Annotated in this window: 25 protein-coding genes; 6 read left to right on the forward strand and 19 right to left on the reverse strand. The window is 63.5% G+C overall.

Annotation, left to right across the window (positions count from 1 at the left end; translation table 11 throughout):
- Window positions 1-24: 24 nt before the first annotated feature.
- Window positions 25-516, forward strand: a complete 492-nt coding sequence (locus tag DYST_RS08140; RefSeq protein WP_102302453.1) for a nuclear transport factor 2 family protein — start codon at window positions 25-27, stop codon at window positions 514-516.
- Between the two features lie 56 nt (window positions 517-572).
- Here DYST_RS08140 and DYST_RS08145 read toward each other — a convergent pair whose 3' ends face one another.
- The 13 genes from DYST_RS08145 to DYST_RS08205 all read right to left on the reverse strand — a co-directional run bounded on the left by DYST_RS08145 (window position 573) and on the right by DYST_RS08205 (window position 12,897).
- A complete protein-coding gene (locus DYST_RS08145) occupies window positions 573-1,838 on the reverse strand; it encodes a glutamate-5-semialdehyde dehydrogenase (RefSeq protein ID WP_239951213.1) in 1,266 nt (421 codons plus the stop codon).
- On the reverse strand, window positions 1,835-2,995 hold the full coding sequence (gene proB, locus DYST_RS08150; RefSeq protein ID WP_239951214.1) for a glutamate 5-kinase: 1,161 nt from the start codon (window positions 2,993-2,995) through the stop codon (window positions 1,835-1,837). Before proB ends, DYST_RS08145 begins: the two co-directional genes overlap by 4 nt.
- Entirely contained in the window at window positions 2,992-3,351 is a 360-nt protein-coding gene (locus tag DYST_RS08155; RefSeq protein WP_239951215.1) for a cupin domain-containing protein, read from the reverse strand. The genes proB and DYST_RS08155 overlap by 4 nt, the downstream gene beginning before the upstream one ends.
- A gap of 13 nt (window positions 3,352-3,364) precedes the next feature.
- Window positions 3,365-4,660, reverse strand: a complete 1,296-nt coding sequence (argH, locus tag DYST_RS08160) for an argininosuccinate lyase (RefSeq protein WP_239951216.1) — start codon at window positions 4,658-4,660, stop codon at window positions 3,365-3,367.
- A 165-nt stretch (window positions 4,661-4,825) separates the two neighbouring features.
- On the reverse strand, window positions 4,826-5,782 hold the full coding sequence (argC, locus tag DYST_RS08165) for an N-acetyl-gamma-glutamyl-phosphate reductase (RefSeq protein ID WP_239951217.1): 957 nt from the start codon (window positions 5,780-5,782) through the stop codon (window positions 4,826-4,828).
- Between the two features lie 3 nt (window positions 5,783-5,785).
- Window positions 5,786-7,102 (reverse strand): acetylglutamate kinase, encoded by a 1,317-nt coding sequence (locus DYST_RS08170; protein ID WP_239951218.1) that lies wholly within the window; start codon window positions 7,100-7,102, stop codon window positions 5,786-5,788.
- A 6-nt stretch (window positions 7,103-7,108) separates the two neighbouring features.
- Window positions 7,109-8,203 (reverse strand): acetylornithine deacetylase, encoded by a 1,095-nt coding sequence (locus DYST_RS08175; RefSeq protein WP_239951220.1) that lies wholly within the window; start codon window positions 8,201-8,203, stop codon window positions 7,109-7,111.
- A gap of 34 nt (window positions 8,204-8,237) precedes the next feature.
- Window positions 8,238-8,675 carry a GNAT family N-acetyltransferase gene (locus DYST_RS08180; RefSeq protein WP_239951222.1) on the reverse strand — a complete coding sequence of 146 codons (438 nt, stop codon included), beginning with the start codon at window positions 8,673-8,675 and terminating at the stop codon, window positions 8,238-8,240.
- Window positions 8,676-8,697: 22 nt separating this feature from the next.
- A complete protein-coding gene (locus DYST_RS08185; RefSeq protein ID WP_239951224.1) occupies window positions 8,698-9,891 on the reverse strand; it encodes an argininosuccinate synthase in 1,194 nt (397 codons plus the stop codon).
- 39 nt (window positions 9,892-9,930) lie between these two features.
- A complete protein-coding gene (locus DYST_RS08190) occupies window positions 9,931-10,410 on the reverse strand; it encodes an OsmC family protein (RefSeq protein ID WP_239951226.1) in 480 nt (159 codons plus the stop codon).
- Window positions 10,407-11,030 (reverse strand): FMN-binding negative transcriptional regulator, encoded by a 624-nt coding sequence (locus DYST_RS08195; RefSeq protein WP_239951227.1) that lies wholly within the window; start codon window positions 11,028-11,030, stop codon window positions 10,407-10,409. Before DYST_RS08195 ends, DYST_RS08190 begins: the two co-directional genes overlap by 4 nt.
- 2 nt (window positions 11,031-11,032) lie before the next feature.
- A complete protein-coding gene (locus tag DYST_RS08200) occupies window positions 11,033-12,040 on the reverse strand; it encodes an N-acetylornithine carbamoyltransferase (protein WP_239951229.1) in 1,008 nt (335 codons plus the stop codon).
- A gap of 317 nt (window positions 12,041-12,357) precedes the next feature.
- A complete protein-coding gene (locus DYST_RS08205; protein WP_102302466.1) occupies window positions 12,358-12,897 on the reverse strand; it encodes a glycine zipper 2TM domain-containing protein in 540 nt (179 codons plus the stop codon).
- A 260-nt stretch (window positions 12,898-13,157) separates the two neighbouring features.
- Between DYST_RS08205 and cysS the strand changes: the two genes are divergently transcribed.
- Window positions 13,158-14,546, forward strand: coding sequence for a cysteine--tRNA ligase (gene cysS, locus DYST_RS08210; protein ID WP_239951231.1), 1,389 nt, complete (start codon window positions 13,158-13,160; stop codon window positions 14,544-14,546).
- A 131-nt stretch (window positions 14,547-14,677) separates the two neighbouring features.
- Window positions 14,678-15,112, forward strand: a complete 435-nt coding sequence (locus tag DYST_RS08215; RefSeq protein WP_239951232.1) for a SufE family protein — start codon at window positions 14,678-14,680, stop codon at window positions 15,110-15,112.
- A gap of 83 nt (window positions 15,113-15,195) precedes the next feature.
- Here DYST_RS08215 and dksA read toward each other — a convergent pair whose 3' ends face one another.
- Entirely contained in the window at window positions 15,196-16,296 is a 1,101-nt protein-coding gene (dksA, locus tag DYST_RS08220) for an RNA polymerase-binding protein DksA (RefSeq protein WP_239951234.1), read from the reverse strand.
- A gap of 101 nt (window positions 16,297-16,397) precedes the next feature.
- On the opposite strand from dksA, the gene yidD reads away from it, so the two are divergent.
- The 3 genes from yidD to DYST_RS08235 are packed head-to-tail and all read left to right on the forward strand — an operon-like array spanning window position 16,398 to window position 18,830.
- Window positions 16,398-16,682 (forward strand): membrane protein insertion efficiency factor YidD, encoded by a 285-nt coding sequence (gene yidD, locus DYST_RS08225; protein WP_239952090.1) that lies wholly within the window; start codon window positions 16,398-16,400, stop codon window positions 16,680-16,682.
- Window positions 16,672-18,009 (forward strand): dihydroorotase, encoded by a 1,338-nt coding sequence (locus DYST_RS08230; RefSeq protein ID WP_239951236.1) that lies wholly within the window; start codon window positions 16,672-16,674, stop codon window positions 18,007-18,009. Before yidD ends, DYST_RS08230 begins: the two co-directional genes overlap by 11 nt.
- Window positions 18,006-18,830: a peptidoglycan DD-metalloendopeptidase family protein gene (locus tag DYST_RS08235; RefSeq protein WP_239951238.1), complete on the forward strand. Its 825-nt coding sequence runs from the start codon at window positions 18,006-18,008 to the stop codon at window positions 18,828-18,830. The genes DYST_RS08230 and DYST_RS08235 overlap by 4 nt, the downstream gene beginning before the upstream one ends.
- 29 nt (window positions 18,831-18,859) lie before the next feature.
- Here DYST_RS08235 and DYST_RS08240 read toward each other — a convergent pair whose 3' ends face one another.
- The 5 genes from DYST_RS08240 to ubiG form a co-directional block, all read right to left on the reverse strand.
- Window positions 18,860-19,330, reverse strand: coding sequence for a YbaY family lipoprotein (locus DYST_RS08240; RefSeq protein WP_239951240.1), 471 nt, complete (start codon window positions 19,328-19,330; stop codon window positions 18,860-18,862).
- 72 nt (window positions 19,331-19,402) lie between these two features.
- Window positions 19,403-20,356: a GTP cyclohydrolase FolE2 gene (gene folE2 / locus DYST_RS08245; protein WP_239951242.1), complete on the reverse strand. Its 954-nt coding sequence runs from the start codon at window positions 20,354-20,356 to the stop codon at window positions 19,403-19,405.
- Between the two features lie 112 nt (window positions 20,357-20,468).
- Window positions 20,469-21,308: a squalene/phytoene synthase family protein gene (locus tag DYST_RS08250; RefSeq protein WP_239951244.1), complete on the reverse strand. Its 840-nt coding sequence runs from the start codon at window positions 21,306-21,308 to the stop codon at window positions 20,469-20,471.
- A complete protein-coding gene (gene gph, locus DYST_RS08255) occupies window positions 21,305-21,976 on the reverse strand; it encodes a phosphoglycolate phosphatase (protein WP_239951245.1) in 672 nt (223 codons plus the stop codon). The genes DYST_RS08250 and gph overlap by 4 nt, the downstream gene beginning before the upstream one ends.
- Entirely contained in the window at window positions 21,973-22,695 is a 723-nt protein-coding gene (gene ubiG, locus DYST_RS08260) for a bifunctional 2-polyprenyl-6-hydroxyphenol methylase/3-demethylubiquinol 3-O-methyltransferase UbiG (RefSeq protein WP_239951247.1), read from the reverse strand. The genes gph and ubiG overlap by 4 nt, the downstream gene beginning before the upstream one ends.
- Window positions 22,696-22,715: the final 20 nt, after the last annotated feature.

A 22,715-nucleotide genomic window follows, 5' to 3' on the forward strand; every position in this document is an offset into this window, starting at 1 on the left:
TCACCATCAAGACAAGGAAAGCCCATGCGCAACGCTTCGCTCGCACGACTGGCCTGCCTGCTTGCCCCTTTATTCGTACTTTCTACGGCATGTGCACAGAGCGCGGACGCCATTCCCACCGGCGATGCCCTCAACCACACCATCGCCGCGCTCGACACCAAGGTCTTCGATGCCTACAACACCTGCGACCTGAAGACCTTCGGCGGGTACTTCAGCGAAGACGTGGAGTTCTACCATGACACCGGTGGCCTCATGACATCCCGCGACGCGGTGGTGGATGCCACGCGCCGGAACATCTGCCACAAGGTGCGCCGGGAACTGGTTGGCTCCCTCGAGGTATATCCGATCAAGGACTATGGCGCCATGGAAGTTGGCTCACACCGCTTCTGCGAGCTCGATACCGGCAAGTGCGTGGGCGTTGGCAAGTTCCTCAACATCTGGCGCTATAAGGACGGCCAGTGGCAGATGACACGCGTGATCAGTTACGACCACCACGCCATCGAGACTGGGAAATAGCCCACAGCTTTCATCCAGGAGCGCACGCATGCGCTCCTGGATGCTCAGTGACGTCGTCAGACGAGGCGGCTTTCCGGATGCCGCACCTGCCCTTCCCCGCACACCACGAACCGCTCGATAGTCAGCGACTCTGCGCCCATTGGGCCGTAGGCGTGCAAGCGCGTCGTCGAAATACCAATCTCCGCGCCCAACCCCAGCTGTCCGCCGTCGGAAAACCGCGATGAGGCGTTGACCATCACCACCGCGGAGCGCAGCGACTGCACGAATTTCCTCGCCGTCGCATCGTCGTTGGTGGCAATGACCTCCGTGTGATCCGAGCCGTAGCGGCGAATATGGGCAATCGCTTCGTCGACGCTGTCCACCACACGCACCGCGATAATCAGATCGAGAAACTCGGCCGCGTAATCGTCCTCATCAGCAACGCTCGCGCCGGATACGAGCGCGCGCGTGGCGGCGTCGCCGCGCAACTCCACGCCGCGTTCGCGCAACGCGACGGCCGCGCGAGGCAGAAAGTCGCCCGCCACGTCGCGATGAATCAGCACGGTTTCCAACGCATTGCATACACCCGGGCGGGATGTCTTGCCATCGACCAGCAGGTTCAATGCAAGCGTCGCATCGGCAGAAGCATCCACGTAGAGGTGACACACACCCTTGTAGTGCTTGATGACCGGCACGCGCGCATGCTCCGTGACGAAGCGGATCAAACCCTCGCCACCGCGCGGGATGGCCAGGTCCACAACATCGCTCAGCTGCAGCAGTTCGACCATGGTCTCGCGGCGAAGATCCTCTACTAGCGTCACGGCCGCCTCGGGCAGGCCATGTGCGCGCAATGCTTCATGCAAGGCTGCGGCGATAGCACGGTTGGATTGGATTGCCTCGGAACCACCGCGCAAGATCACTGCATTACCTGCCATCAGGCAGAGTGCGGCAGCGTCGGCGGTCACATTGGGGCGGGCTTCGTAAATCATCGCTACCACGCCGAGCGGAATGCGCACGCGCTCCACCACGACGCCATTGGGCAGCGTGTCGCGACGCGTGACGATCCCTACCGGATCGGGCAGCGATGTGACCTCGCGTAATGCATGGACGATACCGGCCACACGCGCTTTGTCCAGGCGAAGGCGGTCGAGCATCGCGCCCTGCAGGCCTTTCTCAACGGCTGAGTGTATGTCCTTCGCGTTCGCCTCAAGGACACCGGCTGTGCGACGCGACAAGGCATCAGCCATGTCATTCAGCAGCGCGCGCTTCGCCGGAGTATCGAGCACCGACAGCAGCGGTGCCGCGTCGCGGCAGGCGATGGCCAGTGAACGGATGTCGCTCATGCGTCGATATCTCCCGTGCTTTCGATCTCGGCCAACGTGGCAAGGTCATCGCGATGCACGATCTCTGCGCCATAGCTGTAGCCGAGCACGACATCGATATCGCGACTGTGACGCCCAGCCAGCCGCTTTACCTCGGTTGCACCGTACTGGCACAAGCCGCGCGCGATGGCTCGACCGGATGCGTCGACGATCTCCACCAGATCGCCGCGATGGAAATCGCCGGCCACTTCCAGCACCCCGCCCGGCAACAGTGAGGCGCGTCCACTCGCCAGCGCCGTCACGGCGCCCGCATCTACCTTGATGCGTCCCGGCGCCGATGGTGCATGACGCAGCCAGTACTTGCGCGCCTGCATGCGGCTGCGCCCCGCCGCGAAATAGGTGCCCCGCAACTGACCCTGAGCAAGCGCAGCAACGGTGTCGTCGTGCCTGCCGCTGAACAGCGCCGTGGGTACGCCGGCCGCCGCTGCCTTGGCGGCGGCCTCCAGTTTGGTGCGCATACCACCGGTGCCGACAGCACTGCCGCTGCCGCCGGCCATGGCCACGATATCGGGTGTCAACGATTCCACCCGCACCAACGGTACGGCGGAAGGATCGCGACGCGGGTCGGCTGTGTAGAGCGCATCGATATCCGATGCAATCAGCAGCAGGTCCGCATCCACCAGCGCCGCTACGATGGCCGCGAGGTTGTCGTTGTCGCCCAACTTCAACTCGTCGACTGCGACGGTATCGTTCTCGTTCACCACCGGCAGCACGTCGAGTGCGAGCAGTTCGCGCAAGGTGGTCCGCGCGTTGAGATAGCGTCTGCGGTTGCGCAGATCGTCATGCGTCAGCAACACCTGGGCGACCGGGCACGGACTGAGCGACTGCCACAGCGCGATCATGGGTGCCTGGCCCAGCGCTGCCAACGCCTGTTTTGCAGCAAGATCACCGCCGCTGGGCGCATGGGCGCGCAACTGCGCACGCCCCGCCGCCACCGCACCGGACGACACCAGCACCACCTGCCGGCCGGCAGCGCGGCTCGACTGGATGAAACCCGCCAGAGCGGCGGCGTAGCGCGGAGTAAGGCCACCGCCATCGGCGGCTAACAGGTTGCTACCCACTTTGAGTACGGCACGGCGCCATGATGGCAACGCCTGCACAGAAATGGCGTCGCTCATGGGTTCGCCTCCAAGGGCGCATCGATGCGGTCACCATGGCTGCGGGGTGACGACACGACCAGCATCCGCACCTCCGCACCACTGTCGTTGCGTGCCTGGTGAGCCGCGCCGGGAGGCACGTGCAAGCCATGCCCTGTCGCGAGCCGATGGGACGTCCCCTCCAGCTCCAGGGTCAGCTCGCCCTGCAGCACGTAGAAGAACTGGCGGGAGCGCGCATGCCGGTGGCGAACTTCCCAGGTGCCCGGCGGCATGCGCTCTTCGATCACACTCAGGTCGTCACCGGCCAGCAGATGCCAGCCGTCGCAACCCTGTCCCCATCGGTAATGTTCGGCACTGCCCGTACTGACGGTTCCCATGCCGATGCTCCGTTTAGCCGTCCAGACGACCGAGTCTATCGCGCAACACATCCAAACGCAGGTCATGACCGGATCCGGGCGACACACGGGCCGCTAGGCTGGCCTCCGGCGTACGCCCTTCGCCCGCCGAGGCAGCGGCGTCCGCTGCCGCACGATAGGCGTCACGGAACGGCACGCCCGCTGCGGCCTGTTCAATGGCTACGTCAGTGGCATACATGGCTGGCTCGATCGCCGCACGCATGGCCGGTTCATTCCACTCCATGCGCGCCAGCAGATCGGGCACCAGTTCCAGCGCGGCCAGGCCATGACGGCAACCGTGGAACAACGAGCCCTTGGAGAACTGCAGGTCACGCTGGTAGCCGGACGGTAGCGACAGCAGTTGCTCGATCTCGGTGCGGGCCGCCGCCACGCTCGCGTAGCTGGCGCGCAGCAATTCCACCACATCCGGATTGCGCTTGTTCGGCATGATCGAGCTGCCGGTGGTGTACTCGGACGGCAGCTTCACAAAATTGAACTCCGCCGTGGTGAACAGCGAGAGATCCCACGCCATGCGACGCACGTCGAGCAACGCGCCGGCAATGGCTTCGAGGACGGCCATCTCGAACTTGCCACGCGACAACTGTGCATAGATCGGCGACACCTGCATGCGGGCAAAGCCCAGCGCCTGTGTGGTGTGCTCGCGATCCAGCTTGAGGTTTACGCCATAGCCAGCGGCGGTACCCAGCGGATTGGCATCGATCAGCAGCGCCGTCTGCTGTGCGCGCAACGCGTTGTCGATAAAACCTTCCGCGAAGCCGGCAAACCACATGCCAGTCGACGACACCACGGCACGCTGCAGGTGCGTGTAACCCGGCAAGGGAATCGCCGGTTGCGCTGCGCGATCGAGGCAGACCTTGGCGACGGCGCGGCAGTGCTGCTCCAGTGCGCCGAGCTGCTCCTTCAGCCAAAGGCGCGTGGCAACCAGGATCTGGTCATTGCGGCTGCGGCCCGTATGCACACGGCGGCCCGCATCACCCAGGCGCTCCGTCAGGCGTGCCTCGATGGCCGAATGACCGTCTTCATAGCGATCGTCGAGCACGAAGTGGCCGGCGCGGAAGTCTTCCGCCAGCACATCCAGTTCGCGCTTAAGTGCCGCAGCTTCGTCCGCGCTGACGACACCAATGTTGGCCAGGCCTTCGACGTGCGCCTTGCTTGCGGTGATGTCGTGCAGGAAGAACTCGCGATCCAGTATCACATCGTCGCCGGCGAGGAACGCCATGATGCGCGCGTCGATCTTGATGTTGGATTTCTGCCAAAGGGGTTGGGTCATGGAGATATCCTGCAGTCGTAGTAGTTCGCCATCTTTGCTCGTCATTCCGGCGCAGGCCGGAATCCAGTAGTGGAGTCACTTGGTTTTCGCAAAAAACCTGATCAGATGCTTTTACGAACACCGATCATCGGCGCAACTGGATTCCGGCCTGCGCCGGAATGACAATCAAGAAACCGGAATCGCCGTGTATTCGTCCACGCCAATGGCGCGATTGATGTTCTGCATGGCCTGAGTCGCCGCACCCTTCAACAGGTTGTCCAGCGTCGCTACCACCACCACGCGCTTGCCGTCGTTCGATACAGCGAAGCCGCCGATATCCACGTGGTGCTTGTTCGCGATCTGGCTGACCCAAGGCGCTTCCTCGACCACGTGCACCAGTTTCTCGCCTTCGTACGCGGCTTTGAAACGGTTGACGATATCTTCGCGCTTCACCTGACGTGCCAAATACAGATTCGTGGTGACGGTAAGGCCACGGAAATGCGGCGCCACGTGCGGCATGAACTCCACCGGCACGTTGAGGTGGCGGCTGGCCTCCTTCTCGTGCATGTGGCCAGTAAGCGAGTACGGCATCAGGTTGTCGCGCAGCTTCTCCGGATCGTTCTTGTCGGACGGCGTGGTGCCGGCACCCGAATAACCCGACACGCCGAAGCTCACTGGCGGCGCTGCGAGCAGATCCTTCAGCGGGGCGATCGACAACTGAATCGCCGTCGCGTAGCAGCCGGGATTGCTGATGCGCTTCTCGCCGCGCCAACGTTCGCGGGTCAGCTCAGGTAGGCCGTAGTACCACTTCTCGTTGAAACGGTAATCCGCCGACAGGTCGACGATGAGCGTGTCCGGCTTCGCCTTGTCGATGGCCTCGACGAACGGCGCAGCCTTGCCATTGGGCAAGGCAAGCACCACGACATCCGCGCCCTGCGCAGCCACGGCCTCGGGATCGAGGCTGGCGTAGCGCAGTTCACCGTGGAAGCCGTCCACTTGATCGGATACGCGCTGGCCGTCCAACTCACGCGAGGAAACGAAGGCCAGTTCCAGCGCGGGATGCGCTGCCACCAGGCGGATGAGTTCGGCGCCGGTGTGGCCGCGCGCGCCGACGATACCGATGCGATGCTTGGTCGTACTCATGATTCAATCCACCAGGGTCGGTTGCCGCTGCGCGCAATGGGCGACGCAGTGGGCGATCGTCTCGAAGTCTTCAATGCCATACCAGAACACTTTCCAGCGTGGCTGCTTGAGGCAACCGTCCGATTCGGCGTAATAGAAGTGGTTGACGGCATTGCCGTGGCGCGAGCGCCAGAACAGCTTCGGATTTTCCTCGCGCATCACCTGCCACACGGCGCGGCCCAGGCCTTCACCTTGCGCATCGTCGAGCACGGCGAACTTGTCCAGGTACGGCAGCCCATCTTCCTGGGTGAGGATCATCGCCGTGCGGTAATTTTCGCTCACGTAGATGCGGAATGGCTTGGTGCGTTCGAAGTAATCCGGTACCAGCGTGCGGCCAAAGCTCGACTCGATCAGCTCGCGCATGCGCGCCAGGTCGATACCTTCCCACGACTGGAAGCGTTTCACCTTCTCGCCGCGGCGCACCAGCGTGCCAGAACCCTTGTGCGTAAACAGCTCCTTGGCCAGCTCCGACGGCTTGGTGATCGACACCGAGGAAGTAAGCGGCAGGTCGTTCAGCAGATCCGCGATCTGCTCGATCTTCAGACGCATGCCGCCGTTGATCCACGGCTGGGCCATCAGGTGCTCGAACTCGGTACTCAGGTTGATCGAGTCGATGATGTTGCCCTTGTCGTCCAGCAGGCCACCCGTGCCCGTGAGGAACACAATCTTGTACGGCTGCAGCACGCGCACCAATTCGTTGGCGGCGAAGTCGGCATTGACGTTGAGGATCTGGCCCTCTTCCGTCTCGCCCAGGCTGGCGATCACCGGAATGGAACCGGCGCGCAGGCTGGCTTCGATCGGCGCGAGGTTGATGCTGCTGACCTTACCCACGAGACCGTAGGTGTCGCGATCCAGATAGCTTGCCGTGAACACACCCGACAGCACCGAGGTGGCGCGCGTATCCATGGTCTGCAGTGCCTCGACCAGACGCAGGTTCTGGTCCTGGAACACTTTACGCACGATGGAGAGCGCCCTGGGCGTGGTCACGCGCAGACCGTTCACCGTGTGCTTCTCGATGCCGGCGGCCGACAGCTCTTCGTCCAACTGTGGACCGGCGCCATGCAACACGATGGGCGTCAGGCCGACCTGCTGCAGGAAGGTCAGCGAGGACGTAAGTGCCGGCAGATCGTCGCGCAGCACCGCGCCGCCGACCTTCACCACGGCAAAGCGCTTGGCGTCGAGCTGCGAGAAGCGCTTGAGGTATTGCTGGATCTCCTTCGCACTGCCCATGCTCGAAAGCAGGCGAACGATGGTTTTCCGGGTGTGCTTGTGGGCTTCCACTGTTGCTTAGCTCTTGTCGATGATGCGATGAATGGTGTCGGCGTAGTGCTTCAGCTGTTCGAGCGAGACCCACTCGTCGGCGGTATGCGCCTGCGCGATGTCGCCGGGGCCGTAAACGAAACTGATGTAGCCAGCGGCGGAGAACAGGGCCGCCTCTGTCCAGAAGTCCACGGCATTGCCGATGGGAATGTTGAGCTCGTCCGCCAGGTCCCGCGCGGCCAGACGACGGGCTTCCGCAGTGGCCGTGTCACCGGCCGGTAGCGAATCACCGCGGAACAGCTCCTCGAACGACACCGGCTGCGGCTCGACCAGCGTGCGGAAGGTCTGCAGCAACTGATCTGGCGCCATGGTCGGCAGCGGACGAAAACCAAAACGCACCTCCGCCGACGGGGCGATCATGTTCGCCTTGATGCCGCCGTCCACGCGGCCAATGTTGAAGCGCAGACCGGTGAGTCCACCGAAGCGCTCGTGGGCCTGTTTATCCACGTAATCCAGCGCTGCCGCGCTCCAGCGTACCGCCTGATGCACGGCGCTGTCGCTGGGCTTCTGCTCGCCCGAGGCATGCCCTGCACTGCCCTTGAAGCGCATATGCACGGAATGGATGCCACGGTGCGCAAGAACCGCTTCGCCCTTGGTCGGCTCGGCCACGATGATGGCGTCGTACGCGGGCTTGTCCTTGAGGAAGCCGGCGATGCAACGCGGATCGTTCGCTTCCTCATCGGTCGAAAGCAGCAGCGCCATGTCGCCCTGGGTGACGTTGGCGACCGCCACCAAGGCAGCGGCCGCACCCTTGATGTCGCAGGCACCGAGGCCAATGGCGCGATCTTCCGTTACGCGAAGCTCGTGCGGGCTCGCCGTCCAGTGCGGCGAATCCGGCACCGTATCCAAGTGCACGTTGAACAGCACCTTGGGGTTTCCACGCACGGCATACAGCGTCACAGCGCCTGCGCCGTAATCGGTCACGCTGACGTCGAAGCCCGGCAGGTTCTCCCGCAGGTAATCGAAGATGCCGCCGGTGCCAATTTCGCGCGGCGGATTGCGCGTGTCGTAGCTGACCAGCGCGCGAAGATGTCGAAGGGTGTCGTCGAGTAGTGCGCTCATGAAGTCCGTCGTAATAGATGCGTCGCCGGGCCCGTCAGAAACGAGCCAGCTGGTAGATGTCCGGCCGATAGATTTCCATCAGCGTCTCGGGACGTGAAGGCACGGTAAAACCGTGCCGGGCGTAAAGCTCATGAGCATCGAAGGTGGCCAGCGTGAAACGGCGCAACCCTTGGAGATCCGGATGCTCCAACACCGCATCCACCATGAGCTTGCCGTAAGCCTTGCCGCGATGATCGGGCAGTACAAACACGTCGACCAGGTTGGCGAATGTCGCAAAGTCAGAAATGACTCGCGCAAACGCCACCTGATTGCCGCTCACGTAGCCGCCAAAGCACAGCGAGTGTTCGATGGACCGACGCACCGTCGACAGTGGAATGCCTTGCGCCCAGGTGGACCCGGTCGAAAGAAACCCATGAATCAGCGCCAGATCGAGCTGATTCTTGTCGGTGGAGATGTGCAGGTTCTCGTCCATCACGCCGTGCTCCTGACTGTGCTTAGCCGCGATTGATTTCCGCCCACAGCGTGCTGCTCATGCCGAACAGCTTGATGAAACCTTCAGCCTCTTCCACACCCCAGTCCGCCGACTGGGCGTAGGTCGCGCCCTTGGCATTGAGGATGTGCGGAGAACGGACTTCCACCGCCGTGACCTGCGCACCCGAGGTCTCCAGCACCACTTCGCCGTTGACGGTGCTCTGGCTGGAAGCCAGGTACGCTTCGAGGTCGGTCTTGATCGGATCGTGGAAGAAACCTTCGTAAACCACTTCCACCCACTTGCGCGCCACTTCCGGCTTGAAGCGGTTCTGCTGCTTGGTCAGCACAGCTTCTTCCAGCGCACGATGTGCGGCGAGCAGCGAGATCAGGCCTGGCGCTTCGTACACGATGCGGCCCTTGAGGCCGATGGTGGTGTCGCCGGTATACATGCCGCGACCCACGCCGTACGGCGCAAACAGTTCATTGAGCTTGGCCAGCAAGTTCGCGCCCGGCAGCTTCTCGCCATTGAGCGACACCGCCTCACCCTTCTCGAAGCCAAGGGTGATCGTGAGCTTTTCGGACGGCCATTCGGAACGCGGCTTGCACCAGCCACGTGCGCCCTCGCCCGGGGTCTTCCAATGGTCGATCTCGCCACCGGAAAGCGTCACGCCCAAGAGGTTCTCGTTGATGGTGTAGCTCTTCTGCTTGGCGCGAACTTCAAAGCCACGCTCTTCCAGATAGGCTTGCTCGTAAGCGCGCGTCTGCGTGTGTTCCTTCTGGATCTCGCGGATCGGCGCCACGATCTGGTAGTCGCCCAGCGCCTTCACGGCCAGGTCGAAACGGACCTGGTCATTGCCCATGCCGGTGCAACCGTGCGCGATGGCTTTGGTGCCCAGTTCCTTGGCGCGTGCGATGGCCGCGTCCACGATCAGGTAGCGGTCGGACACCAGCAGCGGGTACTGGCCCTGGTAGGCCTCGCCAGCCTGCACGAAGGGCTTCACGAAGCCGTTCCAGATCGCCGGGCCGCCGTCGACCGTGACATGGCTCGCCACGCCCAGTTCCTTGGCGCGCTGCTCGATATAGGCGCGCTCCTCGGCATCCACGCCGCCCGTATCGGCGAAGACGGTGTGCACGGCCCAGCCGCGCTCCTTGAGGTAAGGCACGCAGAAGCTGGTGTCGAGGCCACCGGAGAAGGCGAGAACGATGTCTTTGCTCATGACTTGCTAATCCTGAAATGGATGGCTAAACGAAGATGATTAGATGGATTCAACCACGACGCGTGGCTCCACGCGCACCGGGAAGTTCACGGAATTGGCAATGAAGCAACCGTGGTGCGCGGGATCGTGCGCAGCCTCGGCTTTGGCCGGGTCGCTGTCGGCCGTAATGGTGACGATTGGATGCAACACCACCTCTGTGAAGTGGCCGCCATGGACGTCCGTTTCCATCGTGCCCTCGGCGCTGTCGGTGTACGCCGTGACGACCACACCGGCGAGCACGGCCTGATGCAGGTACGACAACATGTGGCAGGTGGACAGCGCCGTCACCAGCATGTCCTCGGGGTTGTGCTTGCTGGCGTCGCCGCGAAACGCCGGATCGGATGAACCCTCCAGCATCGGCTTGCCTGCAATGCGGATCTCATGCCCGCGACCGTAACCTTGGTAAGTCTTGGTGCCAGTGCCCTGGTTGCCTGTCCAAGTGACGTCGACCTTGTAGTTGTGCTGATGCGTATGGCTCACGACCTGTCCTTTTCTTGTTGTGACATGAGATCGGCCAGCTCCGCGTCGCCACGACCGGCGCGCTCACCCAATCCCGCATGCACGCCTGCGCGATTGGCATCAGGATGGTTCTGGCTCAGCTTGAACTTACCTTCGATGCGATCGATGGAAATCTCGAGACCCACGATGGCGCGCAGCATCTTTTCAATGTGGTCTTCTGGCGCGTCCGACACGTGCCACGGCTCAGGCTGGCCAACTTCGTGGCGATCGGTCAGGCGCTCCAGCAGCGCGCGCAGCCACGCGCCATCGCTGACCGTACGCAGGCGGCCATGCACATGCACCACGGCGTAGTTCCACGTCGGCACTTCGCGATGGGTTTCCCGCTTGCTGGGGTACCAATTCGGACTCACGTAGCCGTCAGGGCCACGGAAGATCACCAGCACTTCGGCACCATCCATGCGCGACAGCTCGTTACCGCGCGCGACGTGCCCGTGCAGTTTTCCGTCCACCAGCTCTAGCGGCAGATGATTCGCCGCCAGACCGCCCTCGCCGTGCGTCACTATGGTGGCGAACGGATACGCATGCATCAGTGCGTGCAGCTTCTCGCTGTTCGCTTCCTTGAAGTGCGAGGGTACGTACATGATCAGCGCTGACCCATCAGCGAGGCCATCACCGCCTTCTGCACGTGCAGACGGTTCTCGGCTTCGTCGATGGCGATACAGGCCGGCGAATCCATCACCGCGTCGGTAGCCTTCACGTTGCGGCGCAGCGGTAGGCAGTGGCTGAAGAGACCGTTGTTGGTCAGCGCCATCTTCGCCTCGTCGACGATGAAGTGCTTATTGGCTTCGCGGACCGGCTTTTCCTGTTCCCAACGACCGAAGAACGGCAGTGCGCCCCAGCTCTTGGCGTAAACGACGTCGGCGCCACGGTAGGCGTCCTCGATATCGTGACTCACCTTGAGCGAGCCGCCGTTTTCCTTCGCGTTCTGGTAGCCGAACTCCATGTAGCGCTCGTCGAGCACATAGTCAGGCGTGGGGCACAGCAGGGTCACGTCCATGCCCATCTTGGTGGCGATGAGTAGAGCCGAGTTGGCGACGGCCGTGTTAAGCGGCTTGGGGTGGTACGTCCAGGTGAGCACGTACTTCTTGTTCTGCAGGTTGCCCAGGTGCTCCTTCAGCGCCAGCGCGTGCGCCAGTTCCTGGCACGGATGGGTGATGGTTTCCATGTTGATCACCGGCACCGTCGCGTACTTGGCGAACGCCTTGATCACGTTGTCCTCGCGGTCCACCGCCCAGTCCTGGAATTTCGGAAAGGCTCGCACAGCGATCAGGTCCACATAGCGCGACAGCACGCGCGCCACTTCCGCGATGTGCTCTTCGGTATCACCGTCCATCACCGTGCCGACTTCGAACTCGATCGGCCACGCGTCCTTGCCCGGTGCCAGCACGATGGCATGGCCACCGAGGTGGAAGGCGCCCAGCTCAAAGCTGGTACGCGTGCGCATGGACGGGTTGAAGAACATCAGCGCCACCGACTTGCCTGCCAGCTGCTGGCCGCGCGGCGAGCGCTTAAAAGCCGAGGCCTGCTCAAGCAGCGCATCGATCTCAGCGCGACTGTAATCCTGGGTGGTCAGAAAGTGGCGGAGCGTCATGGTGGAGGTTGCCCTTATCGAATCGTCGGAATCCAGAAACAAAAAAACCCGGCTGCTAGCCGGGTTTTGTCGTCGATGCACGTTAAACGCGTGCGACAGCCTACCCGGCCAATTGGCGGAGCAGCGGTCGGCGAGCACGCGACGTCATCCCAGCGGCCATGCGGGCGCTAGTGAGGACGGTGGCGGTATAGACGGCTGCGGACATGGAAGTTCCGGGAGGTTGAACTCGCATCATGACGGGAATTTCGCTGCCATGCAACAACAAGTGCCCACGGATAGAACATCGCCGCCCGAAGGCGGCGATGTCGGCCTGGATCTCAGTCGGCGGGAGAAACGCTCACCCGCACACGCAAGCGTTCGCCGGGGTCGTAGTTGAGGCGGGACAGGTACACCTCGCCCCGGTAACGGTATTCCACGTCATAGCCCATGATGCGGCGCTGCTCGCTCACTTCGCTGACCTGGCGGCAATGGGTTTCGGTGGTCTCATACTCACCACCGCCCGACTGAGTGGCACTGTTGCCGACGGCGCCACCCGCCACGGCGCCAACCACGGTTGCCGCCGTACGGCCACTGCCCCGGCCCACGGTACTGCCCAGCACGCCACCCACCACAGCACCCAGAATGGTGCCGGCAGCCGACCCCTGGCTGGGGGTCTGACGCACTACCTGTTGGTCATAGCATTCCTGGCGCGGCACTTCGGTACGTGCCACGCCATACACCGGATCGACGCGCAGCACATCAGCCCATCCATAGTGGGTGTTGTCGTCATTTTGTTGATTCTGGTACCGCGCATCCTGCGCAAACACGCCAGTGGTCACTAGGGACAGCACCAGCGCAGGGAACAACCACTTGGTCATTACGACCTCCGCAAGGAGCAACTCGGGGCGCATCTCTGCACCTCATAGCATCCATTCCAGCAAATTCACTCTGAATCGACGCTTAGAAGTTGTCCTAAAGTTGGACGAACGTCTGCCGTTGTTCATCCATCCGGCTCTGTTCCGGCGGGCAACCGGCAGGCCGGGGCCCTGTGGCCTGCGGAGCGCTCTACGGCTTGTTAAGATGCGCGACTGGCTTGCGCCGCCCGGCGCCGCTATCCACCGTCCGGACCACCCGACCGATGCCGATTTCGCTCCATAACAGCCTGACGCGCCGCGTAGAACCGTTCACCCCGCTCGACCCGAACCGGGTCACGATGTACCTGTGCGGGCCGACGGTCTACAACTACGTGCACATCGGCAATGCGCGCGGACCGGTGCTGTTCGATGTGCTGGCGAAGCTGCTGCGCCGCCACTACCCGAACGTGGTCTACGCCCGCAACATCACCGACGTCGACGACAAGATCAACGCAGCGGCCCAGCAGCTGGGTGTGGGCATCGAGAGCATCACCACGCGCTACGCCCAGGCCTATCGCGAGGACATGGCCAAGCTGGGCATTGCCCCGCCGGACGTGGAGCCACACGCCACGGCGCACATCCCGCAGATCATCGCCATGATCGAGCGACTGATCGCCAGCGGCCACGCCTATGCGGCGGAAGGCCATGTGCTGTTCAAGGTGGGCTCGTACCCTGCCTACGGCGCACTTTCGGGACGCGACCCCGAGGAACTGCTGGCTGGCGCGCGCGTGGAAGTGGCGCCCTATAAGGAAAGCCCAGGCGACTTCGTGCTGTGGAAGCCCTCCACCCCCGAACTGCCAGGCTGGGACAGCCCCTGGGGTCGCGGCCGCCCGGGCTGGCACATCGAATGCTCGGCCATGAGCGAGGCCCACCTGGGCGAAACCATCGACATCCATGCCGGCGGCGTCGATCTGCAGTTCCCGCATCACGAGAATGAGATCGCCCAGTCCACTTGCGCCCACGGCGGCAAAACCTTCGCCCGCTTCTGGCTGCACAACGGCATGCTGACCTTTAGCGGCCGCAAGATGTCCAAGTCGCTGGGCAACGTGATGTTGGTGCACGAATTGCTGAAGCAGCATCCACCGGAGGCCTTGCGCCTGCTGCTGCTGCGTGGCCATTACCGTCAGCCGCTGGACTGGTCAGACGGCGCTGTGGCGCAGGCGATCAGCACCCTCGACGGCTGGTATCGCGTGCTGCGCGACCTGGCCGATGTCGACGTGGATACGGCCAACCCGCCCGTTCCGGCGACGATTGAAGCGGCACTGTGCGACGACCTCAATACGCCGCAGGCACTGGCCGAACTGTCTCAGCTGGCCGATACCGCTCGTCAGGCGAGCACTCCTGAAGCCCGACACGATGCCAAGGCGACCCTGCTCGGTGCCGGCGCCGTGCTTGGCCTGCTGCAACAGGACCCGGAAACCTGGTTCAAGCAGGCTGGCGGCGAAGATGCCGTTGATGAAGCGCGCGTCGAGGCACTGCTTGCAGAGCGCCGCAGCGCCCGCGCTGCCAAGGACTTCAAGCGCGCCGACGCCATCCGAGAGGAACTCACCGCGATGGGTGTCGCGATTGAGGATGGGGCGCAAGGTACGCGCTGGAGCGTCGTGAAGGGCTAAGCAGCCTTCCATCGGAAGTACCAGCCCCCTATGTAATGACGGGGCTAGATTGACTCCTCACCCCAGCCCTCTCCCCACAGGGGAGAGGGCGCAGAAAAGCGGCGCATGCCCAAACGCGCGATAATGGCGCTATGAATGCCATCGCCACTTCCAGCGCCGAACAGGCGCAGCAAGACATCGTCGACGAATTTGCCTTCTTTGGAGACTGGACTGAGCGCTACCAGTACCTGATCGACCTGGGCAAGCAGTTGCCGGACTTTCCGGAAGACCTGAAGATCGAGGATTACCGCGTGCACGGCTGCCAGTCGATGGTGTGGCTGGTGCCCAGCGGGGATGCAGGCAAGCTGCACTTCCAGGCCACCAGCGACTCCGCCATCGTCTCCGGACTGATCGCCCTGGTGCTACGCGTGTATTCGGACCGCTCCGCCCGCGACATCGTCGCCACGGAACCGGCCTTCATCCAAGCCATTGGCCTGGCGAAGCACCTTTCGCCCACGCGCTCGAACGGCCTCGCCGCCATGCTGGCGAAGATCAAGGCGTATGCCGCGGCCACGCTGAAAGCCTGACCCGGCCATTACAAGACACCTCAAAACAAAGCCCCGCGCAGCGGGGCTTTGTTTTATGCGGCACACGGCAAAGGTGCGACCGCTTAGTCGCCCATCTGCTTCTGCAGATGCTCGCGACGCTCCTGCGCATCGAGCGACAAGGTGGCAATCGGGCGAGCGTCGAGACGCTCCACGCCAATTTCCTCGTCGGTCTCTTCGCAGAAGCCGTAGCGGCCTTCTTCGATGCGGCGCAGGGCCTTGTCGATCTTGGAGATCAGCTTGCGGTAACGATCACGCGTACGCAGCTCCAGCGAGTTTTCGGTCTCGCGGGTGGCGCGTTCAGCTTCATCGCCCACATCACGCACCTCATCACGCAGGTTCTCCATGGTCTGGCGCGACTCTTCCACCAACTGCTCACGCCATTCGCGCAGCTTGTTACGGAAGTAGGCCAGGTGCTTGGGGTTCATGTACTCCTCGTCGTTCGAGGGGCGGTAACCCTTGGGCAGATCGATCAGCGTCGTAGAGGGCAGCGCATAACGGCCGTCTTCACGGGTGATGCCATTGTCGAGAGTTGCAGATTTGTTCATCGAGGACTGCTGGGCTTTCTGAGTTTTGATGGGGATGTGACGAGCGGTCGCACTGGCCACTTTGCCTGTGAAAGGCGATGTGACCGGCTTGGCCGGCACGGCATGGGAGACCGGGGTTGCCTTGGCCGGGGCCGGCGTCGCCGGCCGGGCAGCCGCAGGCTGCTTGGCGGGGACGGGGCTGGCCGCGGGCTTGGCGGGCGCTGCCTTGGCCGTCTTTGCCGGTGCCGGAGCCGGCTTCGCCGGCTTGGTCACCGCCTTGGGCGGCTCCTTCTTGGCGGGCGCCGAAACTTTCTTGGCGACCGGTTTCTCAATTTTCTTAGCGACGGCCGGTTTCTTGGCCGGCGCCGCCTTCTTGGCGGGAGGCTTGGGAGCGGCCTTCTTGGCAACACTCTTGGCCGGAGCCTTGGCGACGACCTTCGCGGCGGCAGGCTTCTTGGCGGCGGCAGCCTTCTTCACCGGCGCCTTTGTCACGGCCGGCTTCTTGACCGCGGCTGCCTTGGTGGGCACCGCACTACGCCCGGCGGCAACCTTCTTGCCGGCCTTGACGTCTTTCACCTTGCCGGCAGGCTTTCCCTTCTGCGGCTTGGTGCCTGTCGCACTACGCGTCGTTTTCGCCATTTCCCTTCACCATTTTGGCCTTGGCGGCCGGGTGTTATAGCCCATGCGGCTTACACCGGCAACCTTGCTTCTGGAATACTTGCGCCACTACATGCCGCAAGCTGTTTTGGCAGCGTCAAACCGTCGTGACCCGACTGATACTTCTATTGCTTGGCTTCTACAAGCGCTGGTTAAGCCCCCTGCTGGGTCAACGCTGCCGCTTCCATCCCAGCTGTTCCGATTATGCACGGATTGCCATCGTGCGCTTCGGGCCGCTCAGGGGGAGCGCACTTGTCATCTGGCGCCTGTTGCGCTGCCAGCCATTATGCGAGGGTGGCAATGACCCCGTCCCCGAGCACTTCACCTTTCGCCGCTGTCGCACCCCAGGAGAAACCCATGTCCACTGACTGGTTGATCAAAAACGCCGAGCTGGTCAACGAAGGCCGCCGTTTCCACGCCGATGTGCGCGTGAAGCAGGGCCGTATCGACGCCATTGCCGGCGACCTGGACGCCCGCGCCGGCGAGCAGGTGGTCGACGCCAGCGGCCTCTGGCTATTTCCGGGCATGATCGACGACCAGGTGCACTTCCGCGAACCCGGCCTGACGCAGAAGGCCGATATCGCTCACGAGTCGCGCGCCTGTGCCGCCGGCGGCATCACCAGCTTCATGGAGATGCCCAACACCAAGCCGCCCGCACTGGACCGCGAGACGCTGGAAGCGAAGTATGCGCGCGGCGCGGAGGTCTCCGCCGTGAACTATGCCTTCTATATGGGCGCCAGCAATGACAACCTCGAGGCCATCAAGCGCCTTGACCCGCTGGCAGCGCCCGGCATCAAGGTGTTCATGGGCGCCTCCACGGGCAACATGCTGGTGGATAACCCAGAGGTATTGAACGGCATTTTCCAGTACGCGCCTACGCCGATCATCACGCACTGCGAAGACACGCCGATGATCGACGTGAACCTCGCCAAGGCGCACGAGAAGTACGGCGACGACATTCCGGCCTGGGAGCATCCGCTGATCCGTTCGCGCGAGGCATGCATCAAGTCGACGCGCCTCGCCATCGAGCTGGCCCGACGCCACAACACCCGCCTGCACGTGCTGCACATCTCCACCGCGGACGAGCTAGCCCTGTTCGAGCCGGGCCCGATCAAGGGCAAGCGCATCACCGCTGAAACCTGCGTGCACTTCCTGCACTTCGACGACCGCGACTATGAGCGCCTGGGCTTCCTGATCAAGTGCAACCCGGCGATCAAGACCTCGGCCGACCGTGAAGCCATCATCAAGGCATTGGCCGAAGGCCGCCTGGACGTGCTGGCCACCGACCATGCGCCGCACTTGCTGGAAGAAAAGGGCCAGTTGCACGACAAGGCCCCCAGCGGCCTGCCGCTGGTGCAGTTCGCGCTGCAGGCAGCCCTGCAGCGTGTGTTCGAAGGCAAGCTGACCCTGGAGCGCGTGGTGGAGGCCGTGACGCATGCACCGGCCACGCTGTTTGATGTGAAGGAGCGCGGCTTCCTGCGCGAAGGCTATGCCGCGGATCTGGTGCTGGTCGACCCCAACAAGCCGCACACAGTGCGTCGCGAGGAAGTGCTGTCCAAGTGCGGCTGGTCGCCGTTCGAGGGCTACACCTTCAACAGCTCGATCGCGGCCACCTTCGTGAACGGCCAACGCGTGTGGGATGGCAAGAGCGTCGATCAGGCCGTGCGCGGCCAGCGCCTGGCCTTTGATCGATGATGTGGAGGCTACGGGCGAGCGCGCTGCTCGCCCTTGGCGTAGCCGCCCTGCCCCTGGCGGCGGCCACGCTACCGCAAAGCCTTTCGCAGGGCGGATTGGTAACGGCCACGGTGCCGGCGGGCTCGTCCGCCACGGTGAACGGCAAGAACGTGCGCGTTGGTGACGACGGCATGTTGGTGTTTGGCGTAGGCCGTGATGAAAAGGGGCCCGTGGTTGTTGTGGTTACCTCTCCCGATGGCCACCGGGACACCTCACGAGTGACCGTGACGCCTCGCGCCTGGCCCGTGGAGCGCGTCAACGGCGTGCCACCCAAGACGGTAAACCCACCGCCCGACATCGCCGCGCGCATCCAGCGTGAACAGGCCGAAATGGCGGCTGCGCGCAAGCGTGACGATGACCGTGAAGGCTTTGCACACGGCTTTATCTGGCCGGTGACGGGCCGCATCAGCGGACGTTTCGGCAGCCAGCGCATTTTCAACGGCACGCCGAAATCGCCGCATCCAGGGATGGATATCGCCGTGCCTCAGGGCACGCCGGTGAAGGCCCCGGCTGACGGCATCATCACGTTCGCCAAGCCCGACCTCTATCTCACCGGCGGCACCGTGCTGATCGACCACGGCTTCGGGCTCAGCTCCAGTTTCCTGCACCTGTCGCGACTCGACGTGAAGGTCGGCCAGACAGTGCACCAGGGTGAGGTGATCGGCGCAGCAGGCATGACCGGACGGGCGACTGGCCCGCACGTGCATTGGGGGATCAACTGGTTCGAGGTACGACTCGACCCAATGCTGCTGCCAGGCATCGAAGGCACCAGCCCGCACTAACCCTCGTTAAGCGGGCTGCATGTCGGCGGTTACGGTACGGCCTTGAGGGTGATGCTCACCGGGCCGTTTTCGCCGGAACGACCAAGCACACTGGTGCGCGTGTCGTTGATGGCGAGCAGCTTGTCGCCCTGCTGCAGACGCACGTTGATAGCGAAATCCACGCCGTCGCGCAGGTCGGCCGGGTCATAGCTCAGCATGAAATCCACCGGCGACGCGCCGACGGGCTGGATGCGTTCTTCCGCCACGGTGCGTGAGGCAACGTCCTGGCGACTCACGTCAGCCAGCGTCACGATCAGCACGGCATCGGCCGGCACCAGATTCGGTAAGTCGTAGCGCACGTCACCCACCAGCGTCCTCATCAACGCTTCGTGCACCGGGGCTGCAGCCGCGCTGGTAGTGGCCGTCGGCTGGGAGGCCGCTTCCTTGTGATGGAACGGGAGCCACGAGCAAGCAGACAGCGCGAGCAAGGCAACGGCCAGCAAGGGAAGACGAAACGACATGCATGTTCTCCAGACAATGAAAGCCCTGCAACGGGCTTTCATCATGCTAACAGGGCCTACTTGAACTAGTGTTCAGGCGCAGCCCTTGCCCGCGTAGCCACCTTCCACGCCCTTGCTGGCGTAGGCGACGGCATCGTGCGGATGCAGACTCTCCTGATGCTCCACACGGATGTGAAAGTCGCTCAGCGCCTTGTTCACATCGAGCGCCTTCTGGATGCGGCGGGCCGCGTCCTCGCAGAACATCAGGTTGCCACCATTCGCAAGCGCGAACGCCTGCTCATCTTCGCGCTTCACGGCAGTCTGCACCGGCGTGCCCAAGGCTTGCTCGGTGACGTCGATCAGGTCGATCAGGTTGAAGTTGGCGCCGTCCGCCGGACGCACGCGCAGGCGCGCGACGCTGCGCTGTGCATGCGGCGTGGCGACGATGCCCTTCTCGCTGCCCAACCAGGCCAGCACAGCAGCGTGGTCAAGCGGCTTGGCGGTGTCGAAATCCTTGGCGAACTGGTCCTGGATCAACTGACGCGACAGCGCAGCCGATGCGGGACAGGTCGACGAGTAGACGATCTCGGTGCCGAACTCCAACAGAAACTCATCACCGATCATGCTTGCTTCGATGGTCACCGGGTATGAGCGCCAGCCGCTGTTGGCGCTGCGCAACGCAGGACGACGCACCAAGTGCTCGAAACGGATGCTCAAGCAGGCGCGATCGGATAGATCCTTGTGCGACTCCAGAAAGCCGCGCAGCAATTCGCGCAGCGTGTCGGTGCCCAGCGTCTGCGTACTCAGTGCCTGCTCGACCTGCAGATAGAGGCGCGACATGTGGATGCCCCGCTTGTCCGGGCGGCGCAGATTGACGAAAGCCCCGACGCGTGCGCTGGCACGCTGTACGTCACCGTCGCCGGCATCGAAGCGCACCGGCACCTCGATGCCGTCCATGCCGACCCAATCCAGCTCGCCGACGAGATGCGGCTGAGCGTGGACTGCCACATCGGGCAGTAGGCGGGCGGTGTTTTCCTCGGTGTACATAGTGAATCCTGTATGTCCGGCCGGCGGTCTTGGCGCCGGGAGACCACAATCTTGGGGCACGGTGGGTGCCTCGCAATAGTGGCGCGCGGGAAACGCTGCGTCCCGGCTTGCCTCAGTTCGCCGCGCGGCGCCAGGCCTTTGCGGCCTGCCACGCCTGCCATGCCACGCCCGGCCCCTGTCGCCCCTGCCCCTTGCGCAGCACGTCGAGCGGGTCTGCCGCCTTGCGCGCCTTGGCTACCAGGGTTTTGCCCTGGCGCGACTCCATCCCGCGGAACGCGCTCAACGGGCCAGGCAGACGCTCCGATTCACGCCACGCCTGGTGCAGATCTTCCAACTGGGCACGAACCGCATCGTTGCGCACGGTGCTGGCCTCGCGCAGCTCATGGCGGCTCAGGCCGAATTTGGCCAGGCGCGACATCGGAAGCGCCAGTCGATCGCGGTCGGCATCTTCTTCGAGACGCAGCAGCGAATAGAGCATGTGTGACAAGGTCGCCACGCGCGCGGCGCGCTCGCTGGATGCCTTATCACCGAACCACCACGCAGTTTCCAGCTCGGCAATGGCCCCGTGCAGCAACGAGCCAGCGGCAACCTGGGCCGGAAAATCCGCTGCCGTGCCCTCCTCCAGTTGCCCCATGGCGGCCAGCACGGGAGCGACCCAGCGCTCAGCCGCAATGGCATGGGCACGGTCATCGTCGAACAGCACGTGCGTCAGGGGGTGGCGACCGCCACTGGAGGCCGCACCCGACAGTTCTTCCGCCCACCAGTTGAGCTTGGTGGCCGCCACGTGCGGCTCACGAATGCCATACGCAGCCGCCAGCCATTCCTGCTCGAGCGCCGCTAGCGCGATGTGGCCGGGGTAGGTGTTCTGATCCACGAATGCCAACGCGATGCGCTGCTGTGGCTGTACGGCCAGCCACTTGTCGATGTAGCTCTGCAGCGCGGTGTCGCTCATGCGACCACCGTCAGGCGGCGGGTGAGATCAGATGGATGGTCCACCACGAGATCCGCATTCCACTGATAAGGGTCGCCACCATCGAGGTAGCCCCAACGCACGGCGACCGTATACATGCCTGCCCCGGCGCCTGCCATGACGTCGCGGCGATCGTCGCCCACAAACAGGCAACGCGAAGGATCGAGCCCAGCGCGCTCGCATGCCAGCAGCACGGGTGCCGGGTCCGGCTTCTTGACGGGCAACGTATCGCCGGACACCACCGCCGCGGCGCGGGGCGCCCAGCCAATACGAACCAACAGCTCGTCAGTCAGGAAGCCGGGCTTGTTGGTGACGATGCCCCACGCGATACCCTGCGCTTCGAGCGACGACAGCAGTTCGTCCACGCCATCGAACGGACGTGTGTGCTCGGCCATCATCGCGTGATAGAGCTCAAGATAACGCGGCATCAGGAGCAGTAACGCCTCGTCATCGAGGTCAGGAAAGGCACAGCGCAGGATGGCACGTGAGCCACGCGAGACCACCTCGCGAACCATCGCGTACGGAGGCGCGGCCGCCTGCATTTCGTCGCACTGTGCTTTCAGCGCCGCATAGAGATCGGGAGCGCTGTCGAGCAGTGTGCCATCGAGATCGAACAGCACGCCCTGGATATTTACCGGAAACGACTTCATGCGGGCTTTCGTGCGCTGATCAGGTAGTTCACGGCCGTAACGCGGCTCAACCACGCCTTGCGATTGAGCGGGTTGTAACCAAGGCCCGACACGTCATCGATTTCCAATCCAGAATGGCGCATCAAGCGCCCGAGCTCAGACGGCTTGAGGAATTGCGCGTAGTGATGGGTGCCGCGCGGAAGCATGCGCATGATGTACTCAGCGCCAAGAATGGCCGCACCGAACGCCACCGGCGTGCGATTGAGCGTCGACATCACCACCACGCCACCGGGCTTGACCATGCGGGCGAGGTCACTCACCAGCGCGGCCGGATCGGGCACGTGTTCGATTAGCTCCATGCAGCACACGACGTCGAAGCTCTCCGGTTCGGCAGATGCCAATTCGGCCGATGACTGCACGCGGTAGTCGATGTCGAGGCTCGGGTTCTCCAGTCGCGATTCGTGCATGTGCAGTCGAGCGATCTCGATCACCTTGTCACCCAGGTCGATGCCGGTGACACGTGCGCCCGCCTTGGCCAACGCCTCGCTGAGCAGGCCACCACCACAACCGACATCGGCCACGCGTGCGCCGCGCAAATTGACGCGATCGGCTACGTACGAAGCACGAACCGGATTCAGGTCATGCAGTGGGCGAGACTCGCCATCCGGATCCCACCAGCGCGCGGCAAGCTTGCCGAAGCGCGCGATTTCCTCGGGACTGACATTGGTTGCGGCTTGCATCGAAAGCATCCTTTGAAACG

It is taken from the genome of Dyella terrae, from assembly GCF_022394535.1.
GTDB lineage: Bacteria > Pseudomonadota > Gammaproteobacteria > Xanthomonadales > Rhodanobacteraceae > Dyella.